Here is a 14,553-nt window from a genome sequence, read left to right on the forward strand (position 1 = left end):
AAGACGAATCTGTCATCTCACCCTTGAGAAAAGTTAAGGCAGGTAAGAGCGAAGAACAGTGGTATTCCCGTCTAATGTATATGTACCCAGGTTGGCGGGCAATAGATAGCATTGACCTGCGTTTAATTCAATTTTTTCGGACGAGTCGTTGTCCCATGCTAAAGTACCGTTACCTTCGCATACAACTAGAATGGTGAAGCTCTCAGCGTTTGTCGCAAGCTGCCATGGCTTGGTCACGATCCCTTTTTCGACGACGAAATATGGGCATTCGGCCAGCTTCAGCCATTCACCTGAGATTGCGTTGTTCGTTTTCATTGTTGTGGCACCAGCGCCTTCATAGGCAGTGACATTAAGGGAGTCCTCAACATGTAACTCACGGGGCTTACCATCCAGACCTGGGCGGTTATAGTCATAAATCCGGTAAGTTGTATCTGAATTTTGCTGAATTTCAGCCACAACGACACCTGCACATAGTGCATGAACGGTTCCGGCAGGGATAAAGAACGTATCGCCTGCTTCTACAGGAACTTGGCGTAACGTATCCATCACGGTTCCATTTTCAAGAGCTTCCTTCAGTACGTTACGATCAACGCCTTCATTTAATCCATAAATGATATGAGCGCCTGGTTTCGCATCAAGTACATACCACATTTCCGTTTTGCCGAGCTCACCGGGAGGCAGTGCCTCGTAATCATCCGTAGGGTGAACCTGTACAGAGAGATCATCGTTACAGTCTAGAAGCTTGATCAGGAGCGGGAAGCGTCCTCCTTTTTCGGAAACACCTTTTGTTCCTAACCAAGCCGTACCGAGCTGTTCACGCACTTCATCCAGACCTTTACCAGCAAGTGCACCATTTAAGACTTTTGTTGTTCCATTAGGATGATCTGCAATCATCCAACCTTCTCCGATATGACCTTCAGGTGGCGTAAGGCCAAAATTCTCAAGTGCACGGCCACCCCAGACACGTTCTTTGAATTCAGGTTGAAATTGCAGTGGATATGGATTAGTCATTGTAGTCTCTCCTTTAGTATATGAAATGGTGGAATGAATTAATCAACCTATAACCGGTTCGACACCTACATGTATACGGTTGCAGATTATGTATTATAAGTGACCAATGCGAACAATCAACAACTTATAAATGGGTTCAAAAAGATTCGATTTTGTACTGAAAACCGTACTTATTGGAACTCACACTTATTGGTTGACGCGTATTCAGCAGATGGCACTTACAATATGTCTATCGTAACGTATTTGGACAAGTAAGGAAATTACTTCTTCTCGATTCCAATCAAGAAGGGCGAGGTTTCACGTTGTAATTGCCGATAGAGCATGACCTGTGCTTCCGTGACAGGTAAAGCAGAAGCCCATTTCATTACAGCCTCAGCCTCTTGGGAGCCACCTTCATGTCCTGGGTACAGCACAACGGTAATAATTCCTTTTGGCCGCAGTAATGTTAGAGCAGCCTCTAATGCAGCAAGTGTACTATCGGTTGCAGTAATAATGGAAGCATCTGCCCCCTCCGCAGGCAAATATCCAAGATTGAACATTACGGCACCAACAGCACCCTGCCAGTCCTCCGGAACAGCTTCAACCATACGGTCATGGCTTAGCTGTAATAGGGATATAGAGCCAAGTTTAGCACCGTCCTCTTGTTTGCGAATCCGAGCTTGAGCTAGAGTGAGAGCTTCACTTTGGATATCGAAACCGATGACTTGACCGCGTCTGCCCACCTGTTGTGCGAGGAATAACGTATCTGCGCCTGTACCTACAGTTGCATCGATAGCGAGGTCTCCGGGTTGTACACGCGCTGTAATCCATTGATGGGCACAGCTTAGAACAGATAGAAAACCCATCCTATGCTCCCCTCCAGTACTTGCCTTGCCATGTATCACGTTGTCTCAATTCACGGTCAATGGAGTTCAGCACTTCCCATTTATTCAATGACCACATCGGACCGATGAGCAAGTCTCGTGGTGCATCACCAGTGAGGCGGTGAACGATCATTTCTGGCGGTAGAAACTCAAGTGTATCTACAATCAGCTTGATGTACTCATCTTGTTCAAGGAAACGGAGCAGACCTGCTTCGTATTGCTTCACCATCGGCGTTTTGCGCATGAGGTGTAGTAAATGAATCTTAATCCCTTGAACATCCATATTCGCTACGGCACGACCGGTATCCAGCATCATCTCGTGTGTTTCTTGAGGCAAACCATAGATGATATGCGTGCAGACCCGGATATTGTGCTTGCGTAGCTTAGCCACAGCATCTTCATAACACTTCGTATCATGCGCACGATTAATAAGGGTAGAAGTGGATTCGTGAACCGTTTGCAGCCCCATTTCAATCCACAGGTAAGTTCGTTCATTAAGCTCAGCCAAATACTCGATAACGTCATCTGGTAAGCAGTCAGGTCTTGTGGCAATGGACAAACCAACAACTCCAGGTTGTTTAAGAATCTCTTCATAGTACTCTCGAAGTTCTTCAACAGGTGCATATGTATTGGTATACGCCTGAAAATAACCAATATAATGGGCAGTGGGCCATTTCAAATGCTGTTTATCACGAATGGTATTAAATTGTGTAACCAAGTCGTGGCGGCGACTTCCCGCAAAATCGCCAGATCCTCGGGCGCTACAGAATGTGCAGCCACCTTTGGCTATTGAGCCATCGCGGTTCGGGCAAGTAAATCCCGCATCCAACATGACTTTGAACACTTTGTTGTCAAATTCATTTCTCATCTCGTAATTCCAGGTATGGAATCGTTTATCTCCCCAGGAAAGAGGGCTGGGTAGAGCAGGTGCATTCATCTTCAGGAACTCCTTCGGTTGTTCGTGTATTAATGAAACGCATGCCAGCATCTATTCGTGAAAAAGAACAAAAAACGGCAAAATTTGCGTTCCCATGGACTTTTACCATTGTATCAAAAAACTCAAAAAAAAGGGAATGCAGATGCAAAAATAGGCCGGAAAATCGCGGTTTTCTTCTTGCTATAGTTAACACCTTGTGTTATATTTAAATCAACGTCAGACACCATCTAATGGGCAGTATTCATCATAGCATTTGAATTAATGTTGACGTCATGGATCATACTATACCGTGAGGTGATATGAATGAATTCCCAAGTTAAAAACAATGATCTTCATCATGTTTCTGTAGAACTGACGGCTGAAGAGGCACTGGCTTTGACAGGTGTTCGTTTTAATGGAAATCCGAAGGTGAAAGCGGCTGCAAAACAAAAAGTTCGCGACGCTTTCGAAAAGACATTTGATTTTTCGCACCAAGATAAGGTAGACTATGAACTATTAAAGTAGTTGGACCCCAATTCCAAATAAATCGAAGAGGGAATCTTTGAAATTTGCCACTAGTGGCAATTCCGAAGATTCCTTTTTCATTGCTCTTTACAATTGGTCCGTTCTTCGGCAAAATGAATCTGAGACAAGTATGGATAAACGGAGGAATAAAATGCGTTTACGTGGTAGAAAAGGAATCCGAGAAAATCTGGAGGAACAAGTAGATCTCGTTGTTCTAGAACCCAATCAGTACAAAGGAAAATGGTCTGAACTGTTTGGCAATGACCATCCGATCTTTGTAGAATTCGGTATGGGCAAAGGGCAATTTATTAGCCAAATGAGCTACAAATATCCGGAGTTTAACTTTATCGGAATTGATATGTACGATGAGCTCGTTCGTCGTGCTAGTGAGAAAGCTCGTAATGCGTGGAGTCAGGCAGAAGTGGAAACACCACCTAACCTGAAGCTGGCGCTCGCTAATATTGAACAAATTGAGGATGTATTCGAACCAGAGGAACTGGAACGTATTTATCTGAACTTCAGTGATCCTTGGCCAAAAGCTAAGCATGCACGTCGTCGTTTGACACATCCACGTTTCTTGAAAAAATATAAAGAATTGCTCAATACTAGAGGACAAATTCACTTCAAGACTGATTCGGAGACGTTGTTTGAATTCTCGCTCAATTCCATTGCTGACTTCGGTCTGCAGATGACAAACATCTCCTTGAACTTGCACCGGGACGGATTGAATGAAGAACATGTAATGACCGAGTATGAGCAGAAGTTCATGGGCAAAGGTATGAATATTCACCGTGTTGAAGTCGTTGTTGGTGAAGAGGCTTTGCGTGAATATCAACAAATGCGTTTGGACAAGTACAAAGTGCGTGAGACTTCCGAAACAGCTGAAGACACGCAAGAATAATTGATCTACATCAATTGATGTCATTAGCAAAGCGACACAGAGAGCAGTAGCCATAACTCTCAAGTGTCGCTTTTTTGCTTGTTTAAGACTCTGAATGTAATTCTTTGCGGCGATAATCATTAGGCGTAACTCCATTGAACTTCTTGAACATGCGATAAAAATAGGAGCTGTTGGTGAAGCCTGTTCTTTCTGCAATATCTGCAACGGAATTCTCTGTCTCAATTAATAGATCCTGAGCTTTCACAATACGAGTTTCATTAATGACATCGGTTAGCCCTTTTAATGTTAGTTGCTTATACAGTCTGCTTATATAGATTGGAGACATGGTCAATTCTTCTGCTATAGAGGTAAGGCAGAGGTTCGTGTCCGCGTAATCCCGCTCAATAATGCTGTTAATTCGGCGGATTAGCTCATCATGTTTAAGTGTTCGCTTCTCCTCCACCTTGGAGCCTAGTTCATCGAACAGTTGATAGAAGTGGGCATGCACTTCACTAAGATCCTCGGCCTCATGGAGAGGTAGCATCGTGCCATCCGAAATAGAGTTAAGCGTCAGCTGGTTATTCTTTTTGAGTGTGTTGCGTACATGGTTTAGTGTCATTGTAAGATGTGAGAGCGCGAGCTGGAAGACATTGAACGGATACGTCGCCGTTTCATTAACGATCGTAGTATACACCTGTTTTGCTTCCTCTGTTTTGCCTGTCATCAAACAATCAATGAGCTGTTTTTCCTTACCAACAGGGAAGGCGTACTCTTTGGCATGATAGGCTATGATGTCTGACGTGTACAGTAGACAGCCAGAACCATGGAATAGTCGATGCAGTGAGGCTTCCGCTGACCTTGCATAAGATGCAATGCAGTCCTCAAGAGACTGTTCTTCTGGTCCGATTGTAAAGGATATGGAGCATTTCAGATGTAGCATGACCGCATCCTGTAGCATGAGCAGTAACTCCTCGATCTTTTGCTCTCCTACACCCACTGCATGTTGACCCGGATCTTTCTCGTTGAAAATAAGCGTAATCAGATCCCCGCCCATATCTATGGCTTCGGAATGATACATCGTTTCAATTGTTTCTGTACATATGTTCATCATCGCGTATTTAACCAACTTGACCTCGTCCCGGTAGGTGTCGCAGAAGTCGGCAAAGTGATCGATTCGAAGCAAGACAAGTCGAGAGCTACGCTGCACATCCAAGGATGAACCGTAGAACTTCATACGCTCTGCAAGTAACCCACACGTAAACGTCTCACGTCTCTGGAGAGCTCCACGCAAATAATCTTGTCTGAGAATGTGCAGGCTTCCTCGCCGCTCTGCTTCCATCACACGCATGCGAACGAGAACTTTATCAATAGGATGATATAACTTGCGCGATACAAGGTAAGACAACAGCAAACCAATAACCAACAGTCCAAGGCAGAATAGGACGGTATGGGTTCTCATATTCCGGATGTCTGTAGTAATCAGGTCGTAAGGTGTAATTCGCACATATCGCCAGCCTAGATTATCAGGAGAGGTATAGGTAATGAGTGATTTTTCCCCATCCACTTCTGCGGTGAAGAATGCGGACTTGGCTTCGTTTTGCAGAATAGGCTGTATAAACGATTCACCAGAGAGATCCTTCATTAATGCCCGTTCACCAAAATCAGACAGTAACTCGCCTTTCTCATTAATAATGAATGTACTGCCAGGCTGATCCTCTGAATTGATGTTGGGACTTAGCCAGTCATCCTTGATGTTTACAATGACAGCATAATTCAGCTTGGCATTATCGTTGATCGTGTCATAGCACAAATAGGTGTAACTGTTGACCTCGGTTTCTTCCGTCGTGCCAACCTGATATGTACGTGGGATGGGGACAAAGGGTTTATAGTCATGGAATTGCCGAAGAATCTCCGTGATCCCGTGATCGTCAATGTCAGAGATGGATTGTTGTCCGGTACGAACACCATCTGAACTGATGAAGAACTCATTGCTTTTGGAGTTGTACACATAGATGGATTCGATAAAAGGAAGGGACATGCGGTAGTTATCAAGCTGCTCCATGGCGGGAGTAATCTCATATATGCTCGGTTTGGAGTATAGGAGTAGAGCGGAAATCGTGTAATCCTGATAAATCTGATAAGACAAGGATTTGGCGGTCTCTGTCATTTTGGAAACTTCACGACTCGCCTGTGTGAGACTATCCATATCGGTACGATAGACTTGGCGAAGAGCAATGCGATTATAATTGGCGTATAAAATGACAGTAGCAACAAGCAAGGTAGCGACCGTGCTGATGATAATGCCAACCAGAATCCGTGTAAACACCTTTTGGCTGTCTTCGGAACGTTTACGCACTACTTTTCCCCTCCATTTCTAATGTATACATGATGGGTGAAGCATCGTTTTGATCAAACAAAGTTCATTCACAGAAGTCCATAGTCATCCAGAGGTGGCAAAATAAATTATATATTATGTATACGTTTACATCAATGCTGTACATAGGATTGGGCTGTCTTTCCAAACGTAAAGTTCAACTTTCGCTTGATTGTTCACTACGCCTAGCGTATGTACGATATCAACATTTGTGAACGTTCAGCTGTTCATTTCACTGTTCGTTCAAATTGTTCATATTCACTTTGGCAAGATCGTTCATTTTCCGGACGGATGATTCAGTATTCAAGAGCGGCAGGGGCATCTACAATAAAAACCAGAGCTCCACAGCGCACCAGCGCCGTCAAGAAATTCGGGAGGGATCGAGCCATGCTCAAAGAATTGAACAAAAACAAAATGTTGTTTCTGATGCTGCTACCTACACTGATCTTTTTTCTGATTAACTCGTATTTTCCGATGGTCGGCATCTACTACGCGTTTACGAGGTATGATTTTGAAGGTGGTTTGTTCGGTAGTCCATTTGTAGGTTTGGAGAACTTCAAATTTCTCTGGCAATCAGGAATGCTCCTGAAGCTGACCACGAATACCGTGGGTTACAATCTAGCCTTCATTATATTAGGAAACGGACTCGCTATCTTTTGCGCAATCATGCTCAGTGAGATCAGGGGCAAAGTGTTCAAAAAAGTTACCCAATCCGTTATGTTTCTACCGTATTTCATTTCATTTGTACTACTAAGTGTAATCGCCTACAACATGTTCAACTACGAATCCGGTTTTGTGAACACAGTGCTGAAACGCTTTGAGGCAGGGCCGGTTGATATCTATAATACGCCGTGGATCTGGGTGTTTCTGATCATCATCTTCTATCTGTGGAAGAACCTCGGATATAGCATGGTCATCTATCTGGCTGCCATCACAGGCATCAGTGATGAATACTACGAGGCGGCTCGTATGGATGGGGCGAATATCTTTCAACGTATCTGGTACATTACGGTTCCGATGTTGAAACCAACGTTTGTTATTCTGCTGCTCTTCTCATTAGGAAGCATTATGAAGGGGCAATTTGATCTCTTTTACCAACTGATCGGAAACAACGGGGTGCTATATAATGCCACCGATATTATTGATACGTACGTATATCGCTCGTTGAAGGTGACCTTTGATATTGGCATGGCGACAGCTGCTGGGCTGTATCAATCACTGTTCGGCTTTATTCTTATCATGACGGTCAATTACATCATTCGCAAAGTGAATGAGGATTACGCTTTGTTCTAGAACGCCCAATAGGCAGAAGGGAGACCAACTATGCATACTCGTGCCAGAGATTCGGAATTCACAATGCTCTTTCAAGTGATCGCGTACACCTTTATTTTGTTTCTTTCCATTATCTGTTTGGTGCCATTTTTACTGATTTTGTCTGGTTCATTCAGCAGTAATGAATCCATCGTAAGGGACGGATATCACCTGTTTCCCACCGATTTTTCACTGGAAGGTTATAAGATGGTATTCAAATTCCCTACACAGGTACTCAAAGCCTATGGCGTCACTGTATTTACGACCGTTGTAGGAACAGCGCTTGGACTATTCTTCATCACAATGGCGGGCTTTGTGCTACAGCGCAAAGATTTCAAATACCGGAATACTTTCTCCTTCTTCATCTACTTTACGACCTTGTTCGGTGGAGGACTTGTGCCTTGGTACATCATGCTGGCGAATTACTTTAACTTGACCGATACGTACACCGTATTGATCTTCCCTGGCCTCATGACGCCATTTCTCATCATTCTAATGAAAAATTTCATTCGATCCGCTGTTCCTGATGAGCTCATTGAGTCTGCCAAAATTGATGGCGCGAATGACTTCCGTATTTATTTCAGCGTTGTATTGAATTTGGCGATGCCCGGCATTGCCACAGTCGGACTTTTCCTCGCGCTCGGATACTGGAACGACTGGTTTACATCATCGCTGTTTATCAACAATCCGGATATGTATCAATTGCAATTCTATCTATACAACACGATGAACACGATTACGTTTATAGATCAGATGGCGATTGGAACAGGCATTACCCTGAGCCAAGATGTACCTACTGAATCGACCAAGATGGCTATGGCGATTATCGTGACAGGGCCGATCTTGTTCCTGTATCCGTTCGTCCAACGTTATTTTGTCAGAGGTCTGACGATTGGTGCGGTTAAAGGTTAGAACGCGAAACCGATATGGCTTCAGGGCGGTTGCAGTCTGAACTTTCCTGTACCACATCGGATCTGCGCTAACATATACGTTTCAACACAAAAAGGGAGGATGCATATGCGAAACAAAACATTTCTTCGGCACCTGTCTCTAATCATTGCCTTGATGATGTTTGCTGGGGTGCTGGCCGCATGTAACACCGGTTCGGGGGAATCGACACAAGGCAGTGCAGAGGGAGGCTCTTCAACTTCCAAAGGAGACAAAGTAACCCTGCAATTCTACATGCTTGGTGATGCACCGAAAGACCTACCGACCATTGAATCAGAGATTAATAAATTGGCTGAGGCTGATCTGAACGTTAACGTCAAATTCAATTACACCTCATGGACAGACTGGGATCAAAAATATAAATTGCTGCTCTCCTCGGGGCAACCGATAGACCTTATCTTTACGGCCGATTGGACATTCTACCAATCCTATGCCAAAAAAGGTGCGTTCCTGGCGCTGGATGAAATGCTGCCTAAGGTTGCACCGACACTGCAAGCGCATGTACCAGAGGATATGTGGAATGCAGTCAAAATCAATGAAAAAATCTATACAGTTCCTTCCACATGGATTGAATATGTAACCGAAGGCATTGCTTACCGTGAAGATTTACGTGAGAAATATAATTTGCCTAAGCCTGAATCCATGGAGACGCTTGAAGCGTACCTTGAGGGGATCAAAGCGAATGAACCTGATATGATACCGATCGCAGACAGCAATGCGAATCATACACATGGCATTCGTCAATTGAACTCTAAGCTCGTAAATACAGCAGGTCAGTTACCTTACGGTCTGGACATCATGTATGAGTCACCTTCCAATGTTGCGTCCTATTGGGGTTCAGCACAGCACCTGGAAGATCTGAAGACTTATAAACGCTGGATGGACAAAGGATTTTTCCCGAAAAACGTACTGAATGTGAAGGACACCTCCAATTCACTACTGCAAAATGGCAAAGCAGCTGTGATTCTCTCTGGAGAGAATCCGAACAAATTCAATGCCGACGTGATCAAGATTCAGTCAACGCATCCAGATTGGAAGTTGGGTTATTTCCCATATCCGAATGCGAAAGGGTTTGCACAACCGGTTCATCCGATTCATAACGGTTTTGCGATTCCACGTAGCAGTAAAAATCCAGAAAGAGCATTGGCGTTTTATGAGAAGCTTGTAACGGATAAACGATACAACTGGCTTACTGAGTATGGCGTAGAGGGTAAAAACTTTGAAGTACAGGATGGCTACTACAAGATGATTGGCGATGCTCAAACCAACGGTTTCCCACGTGAAGGGATGAATGGCTGGGCATGGCGGAATCCGGAATTCATGCTGTATGACAAATCATTTGACGATGTGCTGACCATGTTCGAGGAACTCGACAAAATTAAGAAGCCAGATATTTTCACTGGATTTGCAGAGGACTGGACACCTTATCAGGCTGAAAAGGCAGCACTGGAGCAAGTGGAGAAACAGTATCTCTACCCGCTTAACGTAGGCTTAGTAGCCGATGTCGAGGCAGGTCTGAATACATTTATGGAGAAGGCGAAGCAGGCAGGACTTGAAAAAATCCAAAGTGAATACACGAAACAGTGGCAAGAATATCTGAAATCAGCAGGAATTCAATAGAGCTGTATTTGAAGTGCAACGATGTTGAACGAAGCTACTGATAGGCATTAATTGTAATGCGGAGATCGTGAGGTTTGCTATCTTGAACCAATATACAAAAAAAGGTATCTTCATTTCGAAGATACCTTTTTTGTATGGATGGGAATTTGCTTAGAAACGTTAAACGCTTGAATGGTCTGTTGGATAAGACCGAATCTCTAATAAATCAATAATGCTCTGCGCACTCTGTGTTGGATGATACTTGGCAATTTGCGCCAAATGACGTTTACGTTTTCGGACAATATCCGGGTATTTATGTAGCAATCGATTCATCCATTTGACCACAATATCTAGCGAAGTAATCGCTTCTCCAAGCCCTCTAGAAGTAAAATAATGAACATTCTCTTCTTCCTGACCCGGAATCGGATTATGAAATAACATCGGAATACCCTTGGCAAGTCCCTCACTGCACGTCATTCCACCTGGCTTGGTGATGAGCAGATCTGAGACCTCCATTAGTTTATCTATCTCGTTGGTGTACCCGATGATATGAATATTTTCTTTTTGATATATAGGATTCTGTTCCATACTAATTCTTACTTTGTCATTCCGCCCTAAGCAGAAAATGAGCTGAATATCCTTGTGCCAACGGGTAAGCATCTGATTCACAACTTCATCACTGAGCATTCCCCAACCACCGCCCATGACTAAGACCGTAGGCATATTTTTCAAATTAAACCTGCTCCGAATCTCATCTCGTCCGGGGTGCTCCCAAAAGTTAGGGTGAACCGGTATGCCTGTTACTCGAATTTTGTCTACAGATACACCTCTTAGCATCAGTTTGGACTTCACCTCATCTGTAGAGACGAGGTATAAGTCCACCTCAGGGCTGATCCATGTACCGTGCGCATCATAATCGGTAATTACGGTACACAGTGGCACTTGAACGCCCAGCCGCTTGAGTCTGGATATCACAGCACTTGGAATAGGGTGTGTACAAACGATGACATTTGGGCGAAGCTGACGAACAATGCTCCTTGTGTGAGTATAGAACAGCTTATGCAGCGCCAAAGTAGTCAATCGATTCAGCGACTTTTTATATTGATGTTTGTATACATAGCCGACTAACTTGGGCTGGTTGGTAACGGTTTTTTTGTATGCTGTAATAATTAATGGTGCAACTCGGGGATTAAGGAAGCTTCCGAGTTCAAGGACTTTGGTCTGCACATCTGTAGAAAGTTTGCGCAAACTGCTGGAAAGAGCGTAAGCCGCTTGGGTGTGTCCTGCACCAAAACCTTCTGATAATAGTAGTACTCGTTTTTTTTCCACGCTTGATTCACCTGTTCCTGCTAGGTTTTCCTTCGTCTAACATATCGACTTTAAGTCCAGAATGCAACTGTTGCGAGTGCGACCAAAGTACCGATTGTAGCACCAGCAAGGACGTCGGAAGGATAGTGCAATCCCAGGTATATACGGGAAAATCCGACAACAAGCGCTACAGGCAACAATACGCTGAGAAGAAATGGATCCATTGTCATAAAAGGCACCGTAACCGAAAAGATGGCGGTAGTGTGTCCAGATGGGAATGAATGATCCGTCAAAGGATTGCGGAACGTGATCGTGTCTGGTAATGCAAGGTAAGGCCGTATACGAGGATACAGCTTCTTGGCGATCGCCACGGGAATATGGCTAACGGCTAAGGCTACACAGGCTTGGAGTCCTGTTGTATTCCATGGAGCCGGTGCGAACAACCATATTAACAGTGAAATGGCGATGGAAGATGTTGCCCCGCCAAGATGGGTGAAGTAATAGAGCCAAAAATTCATAAACCGATTATGAAGTCGACCATTAATCCACATAAACACATTTCGATCATACTCTTGAAACTTAACAAATAAACGGCTCATATTGGCCTCCTGCCAGTCAGGCCGCCCTAGAACGTGTCACAAAAATTGCTGTAGTGCATCTTGTACCGCATTTCGCTCCCTGCTGCGTCACTTTCCTTTGACGTGCCTGGGCACGCCAGCTGAAAACTTCCTTACTTGGAACGAAATTTCGGCAAAATCTGCTTTCTTCAGAATTTTTAGACACGCTCTAATTGGCGGCAGTATTTCCGGGTAAGTTCTGGTTCCGGTTTTTTGTCCTGATTACTATATAACCGTTTTTTAAGATGCTTAGGCTATTTCAGGGATATGTTTATCATATTTTTAAATGTTGTCCTTTTCAAGAAGAAGACATGTGAAGAAAGTAAAATTCATGTTAAAGAGTGGATGAAAACCCAACTTAACATTTTGACTTGGACGAGCCAAAAAAGATACAATGATTCAATGCTGCCGAAATGAGGTAAGAAATTGTGTGATTTATATTAAACTTTTGTTGAACTTTTTGGGCTTGGTTTGCGTTATTTAGATGTGTAGACTCTGAAGCTATATAGGCTTGGTAGAAAAAAAGCAGGGACTATAGAAATAAAAAACAAGCAAACGGCTGAAAATAAGACATAACTGGCATGAATGCAAGTGTACAGCATCGCGGAGTGCCAATTCAGCGTTTAATGTTCACATTTCTGCTTCAGGAAGTGAAATTGCGGTTTTGACAAATGGCTAAAAAGAATCCAAAATCGATAAAGCAGCCAATTAGGTTCTAGCCAAGTTTGAAACATTGTTCAAAGCACTCACGTAGTACTCAAAAGAACAGGGTCATATTCTGCACAACCAAAAAAATAAGATGCAGAAGCAGGAAGAGAAACGCTTGTATTTAGTAAAGGGTTTGAATAAAAGGGGGTAACAGAGAACGATGTTGGACGCTATATTCGTCACGCTGCAGGTGCTATTGGCACTGCTAGCCGTGTACCAATTCACGTTTTCGCTGTTCGGTCTGTATAAGAAAAAGAAAAAGAAAAACTACCCAGCGACGAAGTCATTTGCTGTACTGGTCGCTGCGCACAATGAGGAACAGGTCATTGGTGCATTGATGGAGAACTTGAAAGAACTTGATTATCCGGAAGATCTGTACGATGTATTTGTTATCTGTGATAATTGTACAGATGGAACAGCTCAAATTGTCAGAGACCATGGATTGAACGCATGTGTACGTACGAATGCGGATCTTAGAGGTAAAGGGTATGCCATCGAGTGGATGCTCAAATATCTGTGGAAATTGCCACGTCAGTACGATGCAGTTGTGATGTTTGACGCGGATAACCTGGTAGATCGTAACTTTTTGCTTGAGATGAACAATGATCTTTGCAACGGAGCGCGCGTGATCCAAGGTTATATTGACACGAAGAACCCAGAAGATTCTTGGATTACAGCAGCTTATGGTGTATCGTACTGGTACATTAACCGTCTGTGGCAGTTGTCTCGTTACAACCTGAACATGGCGAATTTCCTTGGAGGTACAGGAATGTGCTTCGAGACTAATTTGCTGAAAGATATTGGTTGGGGAGCAACAAGCTTGGTAGAGGATCTAGAGTTTACGATGCGTAGTGTGCAACGTAATGTATATCCGGTCTTCAACTATGACGCTAAGGTGTTCGATGAGAAACCATTGACGTTTAAAGCTTCAGCTAGACAACGTCTTCGTTGGATGCAAGGTCACTTTACTGTTGCGCGGAGATATTTCTTCCCATTGCTGTGGCAAAGTATCAAAGAAAGAAGTTTGGTCAAATTTGACCTTGCCGTATATGGCGCCAACGTATATGTAGTATTGCTAACCTTCTTGCTGACGGCAGTGATGTGGGTAGATACAGCCGTGTTTAACGGTCCGAATATCGCCAATGTGTATGGGTACTTCCCATTATGGGTAGGATTTGTAGCCATCGGTTTGAACATTTTGACGTTCTTGTTGTCAATGGCGCTGGAGAAGGTTACTTTTGCCAAAGTATATCTATACCTGGTGTTGTTCCCGATCTACTTGCTCTCTTGGTACCCAATTACGTTCTATGCATTCTTCACACAGAACAACAAACAGTGGAGCCACACGCAACATACACGTGTTGTACGCTTGGATGAGGTACAGAGCAAGCAAGGGTAATGCTTGGATATTTCGGAGTAGTTAGTGAGCGGGTTTACAATGGGGTAAAATTAAAATTGTAAAGTCGTTGACAATGACTGCGACAGATGATATA

Annotated in this window: 12 protein-coding genes; 6 read left to right on the top strand and 6 right to left on the bottom strand. The window is 43.7% G+C overall.

Annotation, left to right across the window (positions count from 1 at the left end; genetic code table 11):
- Positions 1–33: 33 nt before the first annotated feature.
- From M3636_RS12855 to mnmL, 3 genes are all read right to left on the bottom strand, one after another.
- Positions 34–1,011, bottom strand: coding sequence for a type I phosphomannose isomerase catalytic subunit (locus M3636_RS12855; protein ID WP_251382809.1), 978 nt, complete (start codon positions 1,009–1,011; stop codon positions 34–36).
- Between the two features lie 260 nt (positions 1,012–1,271).
- Positions 1,272–1,856, bottom strand: coding sequence for a tRNA 5-(aminomethyl)-2-thiouridylate-methyltransferase MnmM (gene mnmM / locus M3636_RS12860; protein WP_251382810.1), 585 nt, complete (start codon positions 1,854–1,856; stop codon positions 1,272–1,274).
- A gap of 1 nt (position 1,857) precedes the next feature.
- Positions 1,858–2,811 carry a tRNA modification radical SAM protein MnmL/YtqA gene (gene mnmL / locus M3636_RS12865; RefSeq protein ID WP_056698715.1) on the bottom strand — a complete coding sequence of 318 codons (954 nt, stop codon included), beginning with the start codon at positions 2,809–2,811 and terminating at the stop codon, positions 1,858–1,860.
- A gap of 303 nt (positions 2,812–3,114) precedes the next feature.
- Between mnmL and M3636_RS12870 the strand changes: the two genes are divergently transcribed.
- Together M3636_RS12870 and trmB are read left to right on the top strand one after the other, a co-directional pair.
- A complete protein-coding gene (locus tag M3636_RS12870) occupies positions 3,115–3,315 on the top strand; it encodes a hypothetical protein (protein WP_128101048.1) in 201 nt (66 codons plus the stop codon).
- Positions 3,316–3,466: 151 nt separating this feature from the next.
- Positions 3,467–4,216 (top strand): tRNA (guanosine(46)-N7)-methyltransferase TrmB, encoded by a 750-nt coding sequence (trmB, locus tag M3636_RS12875; RefSeq protein ID WP_145409189.1) that lies wholly within the window; start codon positions 3,467–3,469, stop codon positions 4,214–4,216.
- A gap of 82 nt (positions 4,217–4,298) precedes the next feature.
- Here trmB and M3636_RS29760 read toward each other — a convergent pair whose 3' ends face one another.
- Complete coding sequence (locus M3636_RS29760; RefSeq protein WP_251382811.1) at positions 4,299–6,551, bottom strand: AraC family transcriptional regulator; 2,253 nt, start codon at positions 6,549–6,551, stop codon at positions 4,299–4,301.
- A gap of 405 nt (positions 6,552–6,956) precedes the next feature.
- On the opposite strand from M3636_RS29760, the gene M3636_RS12885 reads away from it, so the two are divergent.
- The 3 genes from M3636_RS12885 (at position 6,957) to M3636_RS12895 (ending at position 10,448) form a co-directional block, all read left to right on the top strand.
- A complete protein-coding gene (locus tag M3636_RS12885; protein WP_128101051.1) occupies positions 6,957–7,862 on the top strand; it encodes an ABC transporter permease in 906 nt (301 codons plus the stop codon).
- Positions 7,863–7,892: 30 nt separating this feature from the next.
- Positions 7,893–8,792 (top strand): carbohydrate ABC transporter permease, encoded by a 900-nt coding sequence (locus M3636_RS12890; protein ID WP_056698705.1) that lies wholly within the window; start codon positions 7,893–7,895, stop codon positions 8,790–8,792.
- Positions 8,793–8,891: 99 nt separating this feature from the next.
- A complete protein-coding gene (locus M3636_RS12895) occupies positions 8,892–10,448 on the top strand; it encodes an ABC transporter substrate-binding protein (RefSeq protein ID WP_483311518.1) in 1,557 nt (518 codons plus the stop codon).
- Between the two features lie 159 nt (positions 10,449–10,607).
- Here M3636_RS12895 and M3636_RS12900 read toward each other — a convergent pair whose 3' ends face one another.
- Both M3636_RS12900 and M3636_RS12905 read right to left on the bottom strand, forming a co-directional pair.
- The gene (locus M3636_RS12900; RefSeq protein ID WP_251382812.1) at positions 10,608–11,756 is read right to left on the bottom strand and encodes an MGDG synthase family glycosyltransferase; all 1,149 of its coding nucleotides are present in this window, start codon (positions 11,754–11,756) and stop codon (positions 10,608–10,610) included.
- 50 nt (positions 11,757–11,806) lie between these two features.
- Positions 11,807–12,334, bottom strand: coding sequence for a phosphatase PAP2 family protein (locus M3636_RS12905; RefSeq protein WP_128101054.1), 528 nt, complete (start codon positions 12,332–12,334; stop codon positions 11,807–11,809).
- Between the two features lie 886 nt (positions 12,335–13,220).
- Here M3636_RS12905 and M3636_RS12910 point away from each other — a divergent pair.
- Entirely contained in the window at positions 13,221–14,459 is a 1,239-nt protein-coding gene (locus M3636_RS12910) for a glycosyltransferase family 2 protein (RefSeq protein ID WP_128101055.1), read from the top strand.
- Positions 14,460–14,553: the final 94 nt, after the last annotated feature.

Origin of the sequence: Paenibacillus sp. MER 99-2 (genome assembly GCF_023714095.1) — a bacterium.
GTDB lineage: Bacteria > Bacillota > Bacilli > Paenibacillales > Paenibacillaceae > Paenibacillus.

Coding starts and splice junctions, on each gene's coding strand:
- mnmM (WP_251382810.1), bottom strand. CDS start 1,856: ATGGGTTTTCTATCTGTTCTAAGCTGTGCCCATCAATGGATTACAGCG.
- M3636_RS12870 (WP_128101048.1), top strand. CDS start 3,115: ATGAATTCCCAAGTTAAAAACAATGATCTTCATCATGTTTCTGTAGAA.
- mnmL (WP_056698715.1), bottom strand. CDS start 2,811: ATGAATGCACCTGCTCTACCCAGCCCTCTTTCCTGGGGAGATAAACGA.
- M3636_RS12890 (WP_056698705.1), top strand. CDS start 7,893: ATGCATACTCGTGCCAGAGATTCGGAATTCACAATGCTCTTTCAAGTG.
- M3636_RS12905 (WP_128101054.1), bottom strand. CDS start 12,334: ATGAGCCGTTTATTTGTTAAGTTTCAAGAGTATGATCGAAATGTGTTT.
- trmB (WP_145409189.1), top strand. CDS start 3,467: ATGCGTTTACGTGGTAGAAAAGGAATCCGAGAAAATCTGGAGGAACAA.
- M3636_RS12855 (WP_251382809.1), bottom strand. CDS start 1,011: ATGACTAATCCATATCCACTGCAATTTCAACCTGAATTCAAAGAACGT.
- M3636_RS12910 (WP_128101055.1), top strand. CDS start 13,221: ATGTTGGACGCTATATTCGTCACGCTGCAGGTGCTATTGGCACTGCTA.
- M3636_RS12885 (WP_128101051.1), top strand. CDS start 6,957: ATGCTCAAAGAATTGAACAAAAACAAAATGTTGTTTCTGATGCTGCTA.
- M3636_RS12895 (WP_483311518.1), top strand. CDS start 8,892: ATGCATATGCGAAACAAAACATTTCTTCGGCACCTGTCTCTAATCATT.